The sequence below is a fragment of the Bradyrhizobium japonicum USDA 6 genome, assembly GCF_000284375.1.
Lineage (GTDB): Bacteria > Pseudomonadota > Alphaproteobacteria > Rhizobiales > Xanthobacteraceae > Bradyrhizobium > Bradyrhizobium japonicum.
Map to the genome: position 1 here is coordinate 895451 of NC_017249.1, position 13064 is coordinate 908514.

Here is a 13064-nt window from a genome sequence, read left to right on the forward strand (position 1 = left end):
CATTCGCTGCATGAATGGTGGGCACGCTCCGCTTTGCCCACCCTACGAGAGCCGTCGTTGGGCGCGGCCGCTCACCCCACCATCTTCCGCAATTCCGCCTTCTCCACCTTCTCCAGCGTCGAGCGCGGCATGTCGTCGACGAGCCTGATCTCGCGCGGCACCTTGAAATCCGCGAGTCCCGCGCCGCAGGCCGCCATCACGCGATCATGCAGATCGGGCGCCGCGCCCGCGACGCCGCCGTGCGGGATGATGAAGACAACGGGCACCTCGTCCAGCATCGGGTGCCTCTTCGCCACCACCGCGGCTTCGCGCACGCCGGGCACCACCGCGATCACCTGCTCGATCTCGGAGGCCGCGACGTTCTCGCCGCCGACCTTCAGCATGTCCTTGGCGCGGTCGCCGAACCTGATGAAGCCGTTTTCCAGACGCTCGACGCGGTCGCCGGTGAGGAAGAAGCCGTGCTCGTCGAAGCTTTCGCGCGTCGCCTTTTCATTGTGCAGATATTCGGCGAACAGCGACAGCCCGACGATGCCCTTGATCGAGAGATTGCCGGTGTCGCCGACCTCGGTCGGCCGTCCGTCATCGTCGGTGATGCGGATCTGATATTCGGGCGCGGCGCGCCCGATCGACATCGGGATGTTGGGCTGGTCGACCTCGCCGACGATGCCGTGGGTGATGGTCTCGGTCATGCCCCACCAGCCGATCATCTTGACGCCGAAGGCAGCGAAGGCCGGCGGTTCGTTGATGGCGGTGCCCCACAGGCGGAATTTGTGATCCCGGGGGACCTCCTGCGCGAGCAGGGCCTTCATGCAGAACGGAATCGTCGAGGTCCAGGTCGAGCCGTGCTCGCGCGCGACGCCCCAGAAGCGGCTGGCGGAGAACCGCGGCTGGATCACGCAGGTGGCGCCGACCCACAGCGTTGCCAGCATCGAATAGGCCAGCGCATTGGTGTGGAACAGCGGCAGATAGGTCTGGTGCACGTCGCTCGCGTGCAGGTCCTCATGCGCGGCGTTGATCTTGGCGCCCCACAGCGCGTTGGCGTGGGTCCACAGCACCGCTTTCGGGCGCGAGGTCGTGCCCGACGTGTACTGCACGCTGCACGGCGCGAGCGGGTCGGCCGCGCGCCTGGGACGGTCGGCGCTGTCGGCGAACAGTGAATCGAAACTGTCGCCGCGCGAGACCGCTTGCGCGGGCGCCACGCCCGCATCGTGCGAGGTCACCGCCAGCCAGCGGATGTTGCGGCAGTTTTGCGCGACGAGCTCGGCATAGGCCGGTTGCGTGATCGCGGCGACCGCGCCGCAATGGTCCGCGAAATATTCCATCTCCGCCGGTGCCGAGCGGGTGTTGGTGGTCACCGCGATGGCGCCCAGCTCGACGCAGGCGAACCAGGCCAGCAGCGCCTCGATGCAATTGTCGAGATGAATGAGCAGGTATTCGCCCGGCTTGACGCCGCGCCTCGCCAGCCCCGCCGCGAGCGCGCCGACCCGCTCGTGAAACTCGCCGTAGCTCCAGCGCCGCGCCGGCGCGTCGAACGGCGCCCAGATCAGGAACGCATGATCGCGGCGCACCGCGGCGCGCATCTTCAGCAGCCAGGGTACGTCGAGCCCGTCGAACGGCCCTACGAGTCCGGATCCGGTGTGTTGAAGTGGCATGGCTCCTCCCGTGCAGCCTGCATCTTGATGGCGGCTGCCTTTTGATTATTGCGTCTTCCTGCCATCGGGTGGCGCGGGGCGCAAATTGGGGGAAGCGGAAGATAAGCGCGGCGTACCTCGTGGTGCGCGCACACTCTCTCCTCCGTCATGGCCGGGCTTGACCCGGCCATCCACGCCTTGCCGCGCGAAGAACCTGGATGGCCGGGGCAAGCCCCGGGCATGACGACGGAGTGTGTGGCCGGCAGCGCGACTTGGCGCGCTAGTCCTCGTACGAAGAAATCTCGATCAGGCTGCCATCCGGATCCCGGCAATAGACCGAGCGCAGCGTGCCGCGGGCGCCCTGCTTGGGAACCGGGCCTTCCTCGATCGCGACGCCTTGTGCCTTCAAATGCGCCACCACCTCGTCGGGCGCGGCAGAGGTAAGGAAGCACAGATCCTCGCTGCCGGCGGTCTGATGGTCCGCGGTGAACCATTCCACCTTGTCGGCATCGCGCGGCCGGACGTTGATCTTCTGGTTACCGAATTGCAACGAAGTCCGCGGCGCTTTGCCGCCGCCGGGGTCGAACACCTTGACTTCCATGCCGAGAATCCTGCGGTACCACTCGGAGGTCACTGCGACGTCGGTGACATTGATGACGAGATGATCGAGGGCTTCGACCTTGACCGGCATGCCTTATCCTTTCGTCGTGATGCGCCGGGCGCACTTTCCGCCTGCGGCAAGCTTTGTTACAACCGCGTCGACGCCACTTTGAAGCCATCTGGCTTTCAAGAACAACACGTTGGGAGAACCCTTGAGATGATCACTCGCCGTACCGCGCTGGGCCTGCTCGCCGCCAGTCCGCTTGCAGCCACCCCGCTGTCGAAGGCCCTTGCCGCCGACTATCCGGCCCGGCCCGTGAAATGGGTGGTCGGCTATCCGCCGGGCGGGGCCACCGACATCCTGGCGCGGCTGATCGGTCAGCGGCTGTCGGAACGGCTCGGCCAGCAATTCGTGATCGAGAACAAGCCGGGCGCCGGCAACAATATCGGCACCGAATCGGTCGTCAATGCCGAGCCCGACGGCTACACGCTGCAACTGGTCAATCCGGCCAACTTCATCAACGCGTCGCTCTACGCCAACCTCAAATTCAACTTCGTGCGCGACATCGCGCCGGTCGCCTCGTTCCAGCGGGTGCCGAACGTGATGACCGTCAACAAGGACGTTCCGGCCAAGAACGTCGCCGAGTTCATCGAATATGTGAAGGCCAATCCCGGCAAGGTGAACATGGCATCGTCCGGCAACGGCACCTCGGTGCATCTGTCCGGCGAGATGTTCATGGCGATGACCGGCTGCAAGATGCAGCACGTGCCCTACCGCGGCGCGGCGCCGGCGATCACCGACATGCTCGGCGGCCAGGTGCAGGTGATCTTCGACAACATGCCCTCGATCATCCAGCACATCCGCTCCGGCTCGCTTCGCGCGATCGGCGTCACCACCACGGAGCGCTCGTCGCAGCTGCCCGACGTACAGCCGATCGCCGACACCGTGAAGGGCTACGAGGCCAGCGCGCTGTTCGGCATGGGCGCGCCGAAGAACACGCCCAAGGAGATCATCGCCAAGCTCAACAATGAGATCAATACGCTCATGAAGGAGCCCGACATGACCAAGCGCCTGGTCGAACTCGGCGGCGAGCCGCGGGTGCAGACGCCGGAGGCGTTCGGCGAGGAGATCAAGGCCGAGACCGAGAAGTGGAAGAAGGTCGTCGAGTTCGCCGGCCTGAAGGTCGAGTAGCGATCTTGTGACCCCTGAGATTGGAGCCCTGCCGCCTGGCAGGGCTTTTTTCTTTGCGCACTTCGTTCCGTTGATCTGGAATAAAATGGCGCGGCGAAACCTGATGATGCATGGCGCGTATCTCGCGCCGTGCAGAGAGGACTCTGGATCATGCGCAAGACGCAATTGGCGCTGCTGACGCTGGGCGCGACGGTCCTTGCCGGCTTCGTCACCATCATGCCCGCGGCGGCCCGCGACTATCCCTGGTGCGCCCAGGGCAGCGAGTATGACTATCCCGGCGAATGTGCCTACAGCACTTATGAGCAATGCCAGGCCAGCGTGTCCGGCCGCTTACTGTTCTGCGGACCCAATCCGCTCTTCGCCTATGGCCAAGCGCCGCAGTCTCGGCCGCAACCACGTCGCCGCCCGCGGCCCATCGCAACGTACTAGTCGCGCGCGCATTGCGCAGCTGCGTATTTTTTGCGCGATCGTTCCGGAATAAACCGGCTCCGCGAGCCTTTCCCTCTATGAGGTCGCATGTCGCGCGGCGAACATGGGAGATCGGTCATGCGCAAGGCGCAATTTGTGCTGGGCAGCATAGTCCTTGTGTGGCTCGCTGGCGGGAGCCCGGCGCGCGCGGACTATGATTACGCGTGGTGCATTCAGAACTCGGAATACGGCTATCCCGGCGACTGCTCCTATCAGACCCGCGAGCAGTGTCTGATGAGTGCGTCGGGCCGCAAGGGCTATTGCGCGCAAAATCCTGGCTACACGGCCGTGCGGTCTCCGCCGTCACTACGCGGTCGGCGCGTTCCGCCATACTAGTCGCGCCTTACACTGACCTCTGCCTGATCACGCAGTCGTGCAGATCCGGACGCGCGGGTTCCTGCTTGACGCTTTCTCGCATACGTCTATACTAAACCATATGGTTAAGTATAGAGACGAGACGCTCGACCGGACCTTTGCAGCGCTGTCCGATCCGACGCGACGTGCCCTTCTCGCACGGCTCGGCGAGCGGGACGGCCTGTCGGTGAGCGAGCTGGCCGCGCCGTTTCCGGTCTCGCTGCCGGCGATCATGAAGCATCTCGACGTGCTCACGGATGCGGGCCTGATCGTGCGGGAGAAGACCGGACGCACGGTGTCCTGCCGGCTCACCGCGCAGCCGATGGAGCAGGCGATGAACTGGCTCAATCGCTACGCGCAGTTCTGGTCCGACAAGTTCGACCGCCTCGCCGCCTTCGTGGAGGAAGAGACATGGCCAACGCAGCCGTCAACGCCGATCCCGGCACAGCCGAACGTCCAAGCCTCACGCTCACGCGCCGGCTCCGCGCACGGCCGGAGAAAGTCTACGCCGCCTGGACGCAAGCCGCGCAGCTAGTCCAGTGGTTCGGGCCGCCGAACATGAAGCCGGCGACGCTGGACGCCGAGCTCGATGTCCGTACCGGTGGCCGCTACCGCATCAGCTTCATCGGCGGCGACGGCGAATATTTCGAGGCCGGCGGCACCTATCGCGAGGTCGTGCCGAACGAGCGGCTGGTATTCACCTGGGCCTGGCATTCGACGCCGGAGCGCGAATCGCTGGTGACGATCACGCTGAAGCCGGATAGCGCCGGCACGCTGATGACCTTCCATCACGCCCAGTTCTTCGACGAAACCGCACGCGACAATCATCAGCGCGGCTGGAGTTCGTCCCTCGACAGGCTCGACGCCTTCGTCGCCTGACACCATGGAGGATACCGTGCAGCAACATCAGATCGTCTCGCGCGAGCAATGGATCGCGGCCCGCAAGGCCCACCTGGCGCATGAGAAGGAGCTCAGCCAGGCCCGCGAGCGCCTCGCCGAGCAGCGCCGCGCACTGCCCTGGGTGAAGGTCGACAAGAACTATGTGTTCGACGGACCGAACGGCAAGTTGACGCTCGGCGATCTCTTCGGGGGCCGCCCGCAGCTCGTGGTGCAGCACGTGATGTTCGCACCCGACTGGGAGGCCGCGTGCAAGAGCTGCTCGTTCTGGGCCGACGGTCTCGATCGCATGGTGCCGCACCTCGCCGCCCGCGACACCTCCACGGTTGCGATCTCGCTGGCACCTAGCGCCAAGCTCGAGGCCTTCAAGAAGCGGATGGGCTGGACCTTCGACTGGGTCTCGTCAGGGAGCAACGACTTCAACTACGACTACGAGGTCTCGTTCACGCGCGAGCAGATCGACAAGGGTGTGCCCAAATACAATTTCGGCACCACGCCGTTCTACGGTCCGGAGCTGCCCGGTATCAGCGTGTTCTATCGCAACGAGGCCGGCGAGATCTTCCATACCTATTCATGCTTCGCGCGCGGTCTCGACATGATGAACGCGGCCTATCAGTATCTCGACCTCACCCCGCTCGGTCGTCACGAGGACGGCCTGCCCTATCCGATGGACTGGGTCCGCCTGCGCGACCAGTACGAGCCGCAGGCGAAGGGGGCGTGCTGCCACGGGTGAGGGGATAGGCGCGTTGTGTCCACATTGACGGTGTCATCGCCCGGCCTTGACCGGGCGATCCAGTATTCCGAGACAGCAGTGAGTGAAACGAGAAGCCGCGGCGTACTGGATTCCCCGCTTGCCGCCTACGCTAAAGCTTCGGCGCCCCTAGATTGAAGCCCCGGCGAAGCCTTGGCTAGCCGGGTCGCGGGGCATGACAGCGGAGGCTGAAGCGCGCCCTACCGCTTGGCGTCGGCCTGCTCCGTGCCATTGCACGAGATCAGCATCGTGTACGGCCGCGCGTTGCCGGCGATGTCGGTGGTCTTGAGCTCACCCTTGGGCTCGGCGGTCTGGTAGGGCACCACGGAATTGTCGAGGAAATCGCGCAGCATGCCGGTCTTGATGGCGAAGTTGATGTTCTCCGGAATGTTGCCGGTCGCAGCGACGATGCGCAGTGCGGGGATCTTTGCGGTGACCACGCCCACGATCTGACCGGTGGTGTCGAACAGCGGGCCGCCGCTATTGCCGGGCTGCACTGGCGCGCTGATTTGCAGGAAACGCGTGTCGTTGCGCATGCCGCTGAGCGAGCTCGCGATACCGGTCGTCACGGTGAAGTCCGACGTGAGCAAGCCATGGAAGGGAAAGCCGATTACGATGACGGAATCGCCGGAGCGGATCGAGCGATCGCGGATCCGCGCAAAGTCCCTGAATGTCGTCGTCGACGGCGCCTGCAACAAGGCGAGATCGTTGTTGACGTCGCTCGATACGACGCGCAGCACCATCGCGGCCTCGCCGGTGAGGTTGCCCTTGATGTCGCCGACGCAGCCGTCGATCACATGGTTGTTGGTGACGACGTGGCCGTTCGCACTGACCACGAAGCCGGTGCCGGTCTTGGCCCTGGCAACTTTACCGCCGGCCGGCGGCGCCTGCTTGTCCGGCGCAGGCTGCGGCTTGGCGGCGATCCTGGTGAAGTCGCCGGCCTTTTCGAGCCCGTCGGCTTTCACCTTGGTCACGCAATTGGCCAATGCGGCAATCACCGGCCCGGTCGAGGTCAGATCGAAATTCAGAACGGCGCGGCCGGCTGTCGCCACCATCAGGCTCGCCTTCTGAAACGTACGCACAACATTGACCGGCATGATGGCCGTGAGCATGTTGGGCTGGTACGCCGTGGCGAACAGCCTGGCTTGCTCCTGCCCGTCAAAGGTCACGTCGATCGCGGCGTTCTCGCCCTTGTTGAAGCGGTAGCTGGGACTCGCAAAGGCGAGCGACCATGTGCCGGCGGAATTTTGGCTCACGACGAGGATGACGCCGTTCGCATAAGGCGTCGTCGCGGCACAATGGGAGAAAGCGCCCGTCTCGTCATTGCTGAAGGCGCCGCCGATCCAGTTGCCGACATTGACGCTGCCGAATGGTCCTTTCGCATGCGATGCCGGCGACGCTCACCTGCAACAGAGACGCAGCGACAAATGACTTAAGCCACATACTTCCTTCCCCCGGAATGCTTTTGAAGCCATCTTATCCGGCCGAAGTCATGCGGCGCAACCGACAGTTGTTTACGTGGATCGGACCATCCGGCTGCGACTTCCGGGCTTGCCTTTACTTTGCGGTGCGATATACTTTGCGATACAAAGTAACGGGACGGGCGGTCCCGGTTGATTGGGCGGAGCGGGGTTTTGGCGTTGCCAATGCGCGATCTCGACAAGGCACTGGCCGACATCGTGGCGATCCGCAACCAGATTGCGGCGGGCACGGCGTTCCGCGGCTATGGTCCGGCGACGATCGCTGCGACGGGCGCCGTCGCGCTTCTTACCGCAATCCTCCAATTCTGGCTGCTCGGCGATCCCACCAGCGAGCCGGTCGGCTTCTTCTTCGGCTGGTTCGTGGCCGCGGTGCTCTCCGTTCTGATGATCGGCATCGAGATGCGCGCGCGGTCGCGCCGTCATCATTCCGGCCTGGCCGATGCCATGATCCACCAGGCGGTCGAGCAGTTCCTGCCCGCGGGCGTCGCCGGCGTGCTGCTCGCGGTGGTGATGTGGAAGTTCGCGAGCGAGACGCTGTGGCTGCTGCCCGGCCTGTGGCAGATCCTGGTGTCGCTCGGCATCTTCGCCTCGGTTCGTTCGCTGCCGCGCACCGTCGCGCTCGCCGGCGCCTGGTATTTCGTGTCGGGCTTCGCGGTGCTGGTCCTGGCGAGCCAAACCCACACGCTGTCGCCATGGACCATGGGGCTGCCCTTCGTGATCGGGCAGTCGGTGATGGCGGGCATTCTGTATTTCGCGTCCGGAGACCATGATGTCGAAGACTGACAGCGCACCCTTTTCCTATGAAGGGCTCGACCGCGTCATCCACGAGAAGGCGCGGCTCGGACTTCTGACCTCACTAATGGCGCATCCGAAGGGCCTGGCATTCGCCGACCTCAAGCAGCTCTGCGGCCTCACCGACGGCAATCTCAGCCGGCATCTCGCCGTGCTCCAGGAGGCCGGTCTCGTCGAGGTGACCAAAGGCTATGAGGGCAACCGCCCGCACACGACCTGCCGCCTGACCAAGGCCGGCCGCCGCCGCTTCCTCGACTATCTCGCCGTGCTCGAGCGGCTGGTGCGCGACGCCGCCAAGGCCGCCGGCCGCGACGCGCCGCCGCTTGGCCGTCTCGGTATCGTCTCGACCTGATCCCCCTTTTTTGACCGGAGACTTTGCAATGCAAAGCGACATGACCTCTCGCAACGAGAAGCTTCACGTCGGCATCATCATGGACGGCAACGGCCGGTGGGCGACGCGCCGCGGCCTGTCGCGCGTGCGCGGCCACGAGGCCGGCGTCGAGGCGATCCGTCGCATCGTCGAGGCCGCGCCCAAGCATGGCATCGGGACGCTGACGCTCTACGCCTTCTCCACCGACAATTGGCGCAGGCCGAAAACCGAGGTCGCGGCGCTGATGACGTTGCTGCGCTTCTATCTCGCCAACGAGGTGCAGAGCCTTGCGAGGAACGGCGTGCGCCTCACCGTGATCGGCCGCCGCGACCGTCTGCCCGACGGCATCGCCAATGCGATCGCGCGCGCGGAAGCCGCCACCGCGCACGGCAGCGCGCTTCACCTGCGCATCGCGGTCGACTATTCCGCGCGCGACGCCATCCTCAACGCCGCAGCGAAGGCGGCGGCACTGACGAGCCTCACCCGCGAAGCCTTCTCGCAGCTCGTCACCGGTGAGGTCGGCCTGCGCGACGTCGATCTCATCATCCGCACCTCCGGCGAGAAGCGGCTGTCGGACTTCCTGCTCTGGGAAGGTGCCTATGCCGAGCTGCACTTCACCGAGCGGATGTGGCCCGAATTCGACGCGAGCGATCTCTCCGCGGCGCTGGCGTCGTTCCACGGCCGCGAGCGCCGCTTCGGCGGCCTCCAGGCGATCATGCCCGACGAGGTGCCGTCACTCTCCCGGGTGTGACGCACGGCACGGGACAACGAGCTGTTCGTTTTCGGCCGCATGATTGGCAGCGGTGTCCAAGCCGCGGACGGGCGGTCTCGGTTAGGTGTGCGGTCCACGCAACCTGCCGAGAGCATCACGCATGTCACAGCTGTTTCCGGGAGCCGTCGCCGAGCCGGTCGAACTGGCCGAAGCGAACGGCATGGTCTGCATCAGGGCCGCCAGCGTATCCGACGTCGAGAACCTGTCGGTCTATTTCACCGGCCTGTCCACGATGTCGCGCAACAAGCGCTTCATGGGCGCGCGTACCGACTTCGCCCTGGTCGCGGCCGAATGCGTGGCGAGGACGGGCCGTCCCGGTTATTTCACCCTGCTCGCCGAAGTCAGGCAGCAAGGGCAGCACACCATCATCGGCGAAGCGAACTACACCTATGATGCGACTGCACGGCATGGCGAGTTTGCCATCTCGGTCGCCGATGCGTTCCAGCGCCTGGGCCTCGGCTTGCAGATGATGACGGCAATGGAGACGCGTGCGGCCGATCTTGGCCACGAGATGATCGCGGCCGAGACTGCGCGGACAAATGCCGAGATGCGTGGTCTGGCAAAGAAGGCAGGCTTCCGGGATACCGGTCTCGGGGACTGGCAGTCGGTTCACCTCGCAAAGCGCTGTCGCGATAGCCGTCCGCGCGTTGCCGCCTGGCACGGATCGTGCTCTAGTACCGCCTGGATTTCCCCAGCGATGGGAGCTTCGGCGATGCGCGCAGTTTTGGATCATTGCACCGGCGGAACGGAGCGGCAGGTTGCGGCCGGCACGCTCGTCGTCACCGAGGGCGGCACCAGCAGCGGCCACCTCTACGTGCTGGTCGAGGGCAAGCTCGACGTGCTCAAGAGCGACATGGTGGTCGCCACCATCGCCGAGCCCGGCGCCGTGTTCGGCGAGATGTCCGTGCTGCTCGGGCTGCCGCACACCGCGACGGTGCGGGCCAGCTCGGATTCGGTCATCTATGAGTTCGAGGACGCGGCGTCGTTCCTCATACAGAAGCCGGAGGTGGCGCTGCTGCTCGCGCGCACGCTGGCGCAGCGGCTCAACGCCGCCAACACCTATCTCGCCGATCTGAAGGGGCAATATGCCGGCCACGGCACGCATCTCGCCATGGTCGGCGAGGTGCTCCAGAGCATGATCAACCTGACGCCGCTCGAGGTCTCGCCAGGCTCGGATCGGCAATCCGATCCAAGGATGTGAGCCAGTCCGGCGGCTCCACGATGGTGTTTGCGGGTCGCTTCAGCGGTGCGCCGAGGTCGATCCATTGCGCTTGGCCCGCTGCCAGCCAGAACGCCTTGTTCGCAGCGAGATCGAGCACGATATGCGTCGGCGGCCGTCCCGGTTGCAGGCCGGCGTTGAAGACCCAGGTCTGGCCGAGCCGGTCGAACCACGAACCGTCGGCGATGAAGGGCGACTGGTGCACATGGCCCGAGATCACCATCGACGGCTGATACTGCATGATCCACTGCACCAGATCGAAATCGCCGAAGAAGCGCTTGCCGCCCCAGCTGGTCGGCGAATTCGCCGGCGGCGCATGATGCGCCCAGATCCAGCGCTGCGGGCGGCTATCGGCGGTGGCGCGCAGCTGCTCGACGATGCGCTGCTTGACCAGCGGGCCATCCCACCACGGGCACACCGTGAACAGGGTGTCGCCGATGGTGAGGCTGTCGCCGTCGCAAGTGATCCCAATCTCCCGCACCTCCGAGATCCAGCGCGAGATCTTTTCGCCCTCCGCATTGCGTTCGTCGAGGTCGTGATTGCCGGAGCACAGGATCACGCGGGTCTGTGCGGCGAGCAGCGCGAGGTACTTCTTCACCACCACGATCTGCGCGCGAAAATCCACCATCGAGCCGATGTCGAGGGCATCGCCGGCGAAGATCACGAGATCGAACTGCGGCGCCGCGCTGACCAGCCAGTCGAGCTGCGGCAGCGAGTAGTGCAAATCGGCCACGACCAGGCAACGCATTGAAAATCCATGGGCGGGTTTGAAAATGTCTGGGAATTCCAAAACGCTATTTATAAAGCAAGAAGCAGACCAGAATGGCTGCCTCTCGTCGTCAAGCCAATGGCCGGCCGCATGCTGCGCCGCATTGGCGTGCGCAGGTGGCCGGGCACCGCAGGGCTGGACCGTGCCATCGAATTCTGATGTCGTGGCGCATCCTCAAACGCCCGTAGCCGCATGACCTCCTTCAAGACCATTCGTGCCCGCGCCGAGAAACGCAAGGGCGGCCCCAGGGCGCTCGACAAGCTGATGCCCGAAAAGCCCGACCTGAAGGGGCTGGCCAAGCTCGGCGACGATCGCATCCTCGCCGAGATGACCAGGCGGGTGTTTTGCGCCGGCTTTGCCTGGAGCGTGATCGATTCGAAATGGGACGGTTTTGAAGCGGCGTTCCTGCATTTCCAGCCGGCCAAGCTCACCTTCCAGCCCGAGGACTATTGGGAGGGCCTCTTGCGCGACGCGCGCATCGTGCGCAACGGCGCCAAGATCATGTCGGTGCGCGACAACGCCAGCTTCGTCCAGGAGATCGCGAGAGAGCACGGCAGCTTCGGCAAGTTTCTGGCGAAATGGCCGCCATCCAACCAGGTCGGCCTGCTCGATCTCCTGACCAAGCGCGGCAGCCGGCTCGGCGGCAACACCGGGCAGATGCTGCTGCGCTTCGTCGGCTGGGATGGTTTTGTCACCTCCAAGGATGTCGTCGCCTGCCTGCGCGATGCCGGCCTCGACATCGCCGAAGAGGTCAAATCAAAGGGCGATCTCGCAAAAGTACAGGCGCAGTTCAACGCCTGGGCCGAGGAGACCGGTCTGCCCTACACATATCTGTCGCGCATCTGCGCGCTCTCGGTTGGCGATAACCGAAGCGAGCATTAGGTCACGAGAACAAGGAGAAACAAAATGGCAAAAGCCTATTGGGTTGCGACCTACCGCGCGATCAAGAGCCCCGACGCCATGGCGGCCTACGCCAAGCTGTCGCGTCCGGCCATCGAGGCTGCCGGTGGGCGCGTGCTCGCGCGCGGGATGCCGGTTGCGGCCTACGAGCACGGCCTGATGGAACGCGTCGTTCTCATCGAGTTCGACAGCGTCGAGCGCGCCAAGGCGGCGTATGAAAGTCCCGCCTACAAGGCTGCTCACGACTTGCTCGGCGACGGTGCCGACCGCGACATCCGGATCGTCGAAGCCGCCGAATAGCCGCATCGACAGGCGGATCGTGTGCATCGTGTGGCGATCCCGTGCCGTGAGCGCGGCGGATGAAACTCGCGATCACGAAATGCATTTTTCCGGAACATTCGTGCGCAACACCCGTTCGGGAATTTGAGCCAGGCGACACAGGCGCAGGGAACGCCCGTTTTGGCTCAATTCACTGAAACCCGGCACGACAGAAACGGAGCAGCTCATGAAGCTCACATCCGAACAGGTGAAGCAGACCGTCAACCAACTCGGCGCCCAGGTGCTGCCCGACGAACATCCCGCCATGCCGCAGCTCAACAGCATGTTCGGCGAGCACACCTTCTTCGTCGACGAAACAGGCCTGAAGGTGCTCGAGCCGACCCCCTCGGTCGGCGCCGAGCGCCAGACCGGCGAAGTCGTCAGCCTCGCCGACTGGAGCGATGTCAACCTCACGCGCCTGATGGCCCATGAGCCGGAGCCGACGGGCGTGATCGTCGTGTTCGAGCATGTGAGACATTGATCGGCCCGAGCGGATCGGCCTTCATCGGTGGCGGGTCTGAAAATCCCGCCACCTTCATGCCTGGTCTGG

The 13064-nt window shown here is 64.8% G+C and carries 16 protein-coding genes and 3 pseudogenes; 15 read left to right on the forward strand and 4 right to left on the reverse strand.

Annotated elements, in window-relative coordinates; genetic code table 11:
- Nucleotides 1-71: 71 nt before the first annotated feature.
- Both BJ6T_RS04150 and BJ6T_RS04155 read right to left on the reverse strand, forming a co-directional pair.
- Nucleotides 72-1652, reverse strand: a complete 1581-nt coding sequence (locus BJ6T_RS04150) for an AMP-binding protein (protein WP_014491026.1) — start codon at nucleotides 1650-1652, stop codon at nucleotides 72-74.
- Nucleotides 1653-1911: 259 nt separating this feature from the next.
- On the reverse strand, nucleotides 1912-2322 hold the full coding sequence (locus BJ6T_RS04155) for a VOC family protein (RefSeq protein WP_014491027.1): 411 nt from the start codon (nucleotides 2320-2322) through the stop codon (nucleotides 1912-1914).
- Nucleotides 2323-2448: 126 nt separating this feature from the next.
- Here BJ6T_RS04155 and BJ6T_RS04160 point away from each other — a divergent pair, with 126 nt between their 5' ends.
- The 6 genes and pseudogenes from BJ6T_RS04160 (at nucleotide 2449) to BJ6T_RS04180 (ending at nucleotide 5875) form a co-directional block, all read left to right on the forward strand.
- On the forward strand, nucleotides 2449-3423 hold the full coding sequence (locus tag BJ6T_RS04160; protein WP_014491028.1) for a Bug family tripartite tricarboxylate transporter substrate binding protein: 975 nt from the start codon (nucleotides 2449-2451) through the stop codon (nucleotides 3421-3423).
- Nucleotides 3424-3573: 150 nt separating this feature from the next.
- The gene (locus BJ6T_RS04165) at nucleotides 3574-3852 is read left to right on the forward strand and encodes a DUF3551 domain-containing protein (protein WP_014491029.1); all 279 of its coding nucleotides are present in this window, start codon (nucleotides 3574-3576) and stop codon (nucleotides 3850-3852) included.
- A 117-nt stretch (nucleotides 3853-3969) separates the two neighbouring features.
- Nucleotides 3970-4227 (forward strand): DUF3551 domain-containing protein, encoded by a 258-nt coding sequence (locus tag BJ6T_RS43070; RefSeq protein WP_014491030.1) that lies wholly within the window; start codon nucleotides 3970-3972, stop codon nucleotides 4225-4227.
- A 100-nt stretch (nucleotides 4228-4327) separates the two neighbouring features.
- Nucleotides 4328-4780 (forward strand): ArsR/SmtB family transcription factor, encoded by a 453-nt coding sequence (locus tag BJ6T_RS04170; protein WP_039227303.1) that lies wholly within the window; start codon nucleotides 4328-4330, stop codon nucleotides 4778-4780.
- A gap of 11 nt (nucleotides 4781-4791) precedes the next feature.
- Nucleotides 4792-5124: pseudogene (locus BJ6T_RS04175) on the forward strand (SRPBCC family protein); the annotation flags it as partial.
- A 16-nt stretch (nucleotides 5125-5140) separates the two neighbouring features.
- Nucleotides 5141-5875, forward strand: coding sequence for a DUF899 domain-containing protein (locus tag BJ6T_RS04180; protein ID WP_028169731.1), 735 nt, complete (start codon nucleotides 5141-5143; stop codon nucleotides 5873-5875).
- Nucleotides 5876-6093: 218 nt separating this feature from the next.
- On the opposite strand, the pseudogene BJ6T_RS04185 reads toward BJ6T_RS04180, so the two are convergent.
- A pseudogene (locus BJ6T_RS04185) lies at nucleotides 6094-7336 on the reverse strand (S1C family serine protease).
- Between the two features lie 203 nt (nucleotides 7337-7539).
- On the opposite strand from BJ6T_RS04185, the gene BJ6T_RS04190 reads away from it, so the two are divergent.
- The 5 genes and pseudogenes from BJ6T_RS04190 (at nucleotide 7540) to BJ6T_RS49345 (ending at nucleotide 10509) form a co-directional block, all read left to right on the forward strand.
- Nucleotides 7540-8157 carry a hypothetical protein gene (locus BJ6T_RS04190; RefSeq protein WP_014491035.1) on the forward strand — a complete coding sequence of 206 codons (618 nt, stop codon included), beginning with the start codon at nucleotides 7540-7542 and terminating at the stop codon, nucleotides 8155-8157.
- The gene (locus tag BJ6T_RS04195; protein WP_014491036.1) at nucleotides 8144-8518 is read left to right on the forward strand and encodes a winged helix-turn-helix domain-containing protein; all 375 of its coding nucleotides are present in this window, start codon (nucleotides 8144-8146) and stop codon (nucleotides 8516-8518) included. The genes BJ6T_RS04190 and BJ6T_RS04195 overlap by 14 nt, the downstream gene beginning before the upstream one ends.
- Nucleotides 8519-8546: 28 nt before the next feature.
- Nucleotides 8547-9287, forward strand: a complete 741-nt coding sequence (locus BJ6T_RS04200; protein WP_014491037.1) for a di-trans,poly-cis-decaprenylcistransferase — start codon at nucleotides 8547-8549, stop codon at nucleotides 9285-9287.
- Nucleotides 9288-9561: 274 nt separating this feature from the next.
- Nucleotides 9562-9828: pseudogene (locus tag BJ6T_RS49340) on the forward strand (GNAT family N-acetyltransferase); the annotation flags it as partial.
- A 192-nt stretch (nucleotides 9829-10020) separates the two neighbouring features.
- The gene (locus tag BJ6T_RS49345) at nucleotides 10021-10509 is read left to right on the forward strand and encodes a Crp/Fnr family transcriptional regulator (RefSeq protein WP_028169734.1); all 489 of its coding nucleotides are present in this window, start codon (nucleotides 10021-10023) and stop codon (nucleotides 10507-10509) included.
- Here BJ6T_RS49345 and BJ6T_RS04215 read toward each other — a convergent pair.
- Nucleotides 10448-11275: a metallophosphoesterase family protein gene (locus BJ6T_RS04215; protein ID WP_014491039.1), complete on the reverse strand. Its 828-nt coding sequence runs from the start codon at nucleotides 11273-11275 to the stop codon at nucleotides 10448-10450. The genes BJ6T_RS49345 and BJ6T_RS04215 overlap by 62 nt on opposite strands.
- A 9-nt stretch (nucleotides 11276-11284) precedes the next feature.
- On the opposite strand from BJ6T_RS04215, the gene BJ6T_RS46905 reads away from it, so the two are divergent.
- The 4 genes from BJ6T_RS46905 to BJ6T_RS04230 all read left to right on the forward strand — a co-directional run bounded on the left by BJ6T_RS46905 (nucleotide 11285) and on the right by BJ6T_RS04230 (nucleotide 12995).
- Nucleotides 11285-11455 carry a hypothetical protein gene (locus BJ6T_RS46905; protein WP_155255880.1) on the forward strand — a complete coding sequence of 57 codons (171 nt, stop codon included), beginning with the start codon at nucleotides 11285-11287 and terminating at the stop codon, nucleotides 11453-11455.
- Between the two features lie 33 nt (nucleotides 11456-11488).
- Nucleotides 11489-12178, forward strand: a complete 690-nt coding sequence (locus BJ6T_RS04220; protein ID WP_014491040.1) for a DNA-3-methyladenine glycosylase I — start codon at nucleotides 11489-11491, stop codon at nucleotides 12176-12178.
- 24 nt (nucleotides 12179-12202) lie between these two features.
- Nucleotides 12203-12496: a DUF1330 domain-containing protein gene (locus tag BJ6T_RS04225; protein WP_014491041.1), complete on the forward strand. Its 294-nt coding sequence runs from the start codon at nucleotides 12203-12205 to the stop codon at nucleotides 12494-12496.
- Nucleotides 12497-12701: 205 nt separating this feature from the next.
- Entirely contained in the window at nucleotides 12702-12995 is a 294-nt protein-coding gene (locus BJ6T_RS04230; RefSeq protein ID WP_014491042.1) for a hypothetical protein, read from the forward strand.
- Nucleotides 12996-13064: the final 69 nt, after the last annotated feature.

Excerpts from the sequence above, each read along its gene's own strand:
- BJ6T_RS04220 (WP_014491040.1), top strand. The coding sequence starts at position 11,489 with ATGACCTCCTTCAAGACCATTCGTGCCCGCGCCGAGAAACGCAAGGGC.
- BJ6T_RS04230 (WP_014491042.1), top strand. The coding sequence starts at position 12,702 with ATGAAGCTCACATCCGAACAGGTGAAGCAGACCGTCAACCAACTCGGC.
- BJ6T_RS04160 (WP_014491028.1), top strand. The coding sequence starts at position 2,449 with ATGATCACTCGCCGTACCGCGCTGGGCCTGCTCGCCGCCAGTCCGCTT.
- BJ6T_RS04200 (WP_014491037.1), top strand. The coding sequence starts at position 8,547 with ATGCAAAGCGACATGACCTCTCGCAACGAGAAGCTTCACGTCGGCATC.
- BJ6T_RS04215 (WP_014491039.1), bottom strand. The coding sequence starts at position 11,275 with ATGCGTTGCCTGGTCGTGGCCGATTTGCACTACTCGCTGCCGCAGCTC.
- BJ6T_RS46905 (WP_155255880.1), top strand. The coding sequence starts at position 11,285 with ATGGGCGGGTTTGAAAATGTCTGGGAATTCCAAAACGCTATTTATAAA.
- BJ6T_RS04155 (WP_014491027.1), bottom strand. The coding sequence starts at position 2,322 with ATGCCGGTCAAGGTCGAAGCCCTCGATCATCTCGTCATCAATGTCACC.
- BJ6T_RS04195 (WP_014491036.1), top strand. The coding sequence starts at position 8,144 with ATGTCGAAGACTGACAGCGCACCCTTTTCCTATGAAGGGCTCGACCGC.
- BJ6T_RS04165 (WP_014491029.1), top strand. The coding sequence starts at position 3,574 with ATGCGCAAGACGCAATTGGCGCTGCTGACGCTGGGCGCGACGGTCCTT.
- BJ6T_RS49345 (WP_028169734.1), top strand. The coding sequence starts at position 10,021 with ATGCGCGCAGTTTTGGATCATTGCACCGGCGGAACGGAGCGGCAGGTT.
- BJ6T_RS43070 (WP_014491030.1), top strand. The coding sequence starts at position 3,970 with ATGCGCAAGGCGCAATTTGTGCTGGGCAGCATAGTCCTTGTGTGGCTC.
- BJ6T_RS04190 (WP_014491035.1), top strand. The coding sequence starts at position 7,540 with ATGCGCGATCTCGACAAGGCACTGGCCGACATCGTGGCGATCCGCAAC.
- BJ6T_RS04150 (WP_014491026.1), bottom strand. The coding sequence starts at position 1,652 with ATGCCACTTCAACACACCGGATCCGGACTCGTAGGGCCGTTCGACGGG.
- BJ6T_RS04225 (WP_014491041.1), top strand. The coding sequence starts at position 12,203 with ATGGCAAAAGCCTATTGGGTTGCGACCTACCGCGCGATCAAGAGCCCC.
- BJ6T_RS04170 (WP_039227303.1), top strand. The coding sequence starts at position 4,328 with ATGGTTAAGTATAGAGACGAGACGCTCGACCGGACCTTTGCAGCGCTG.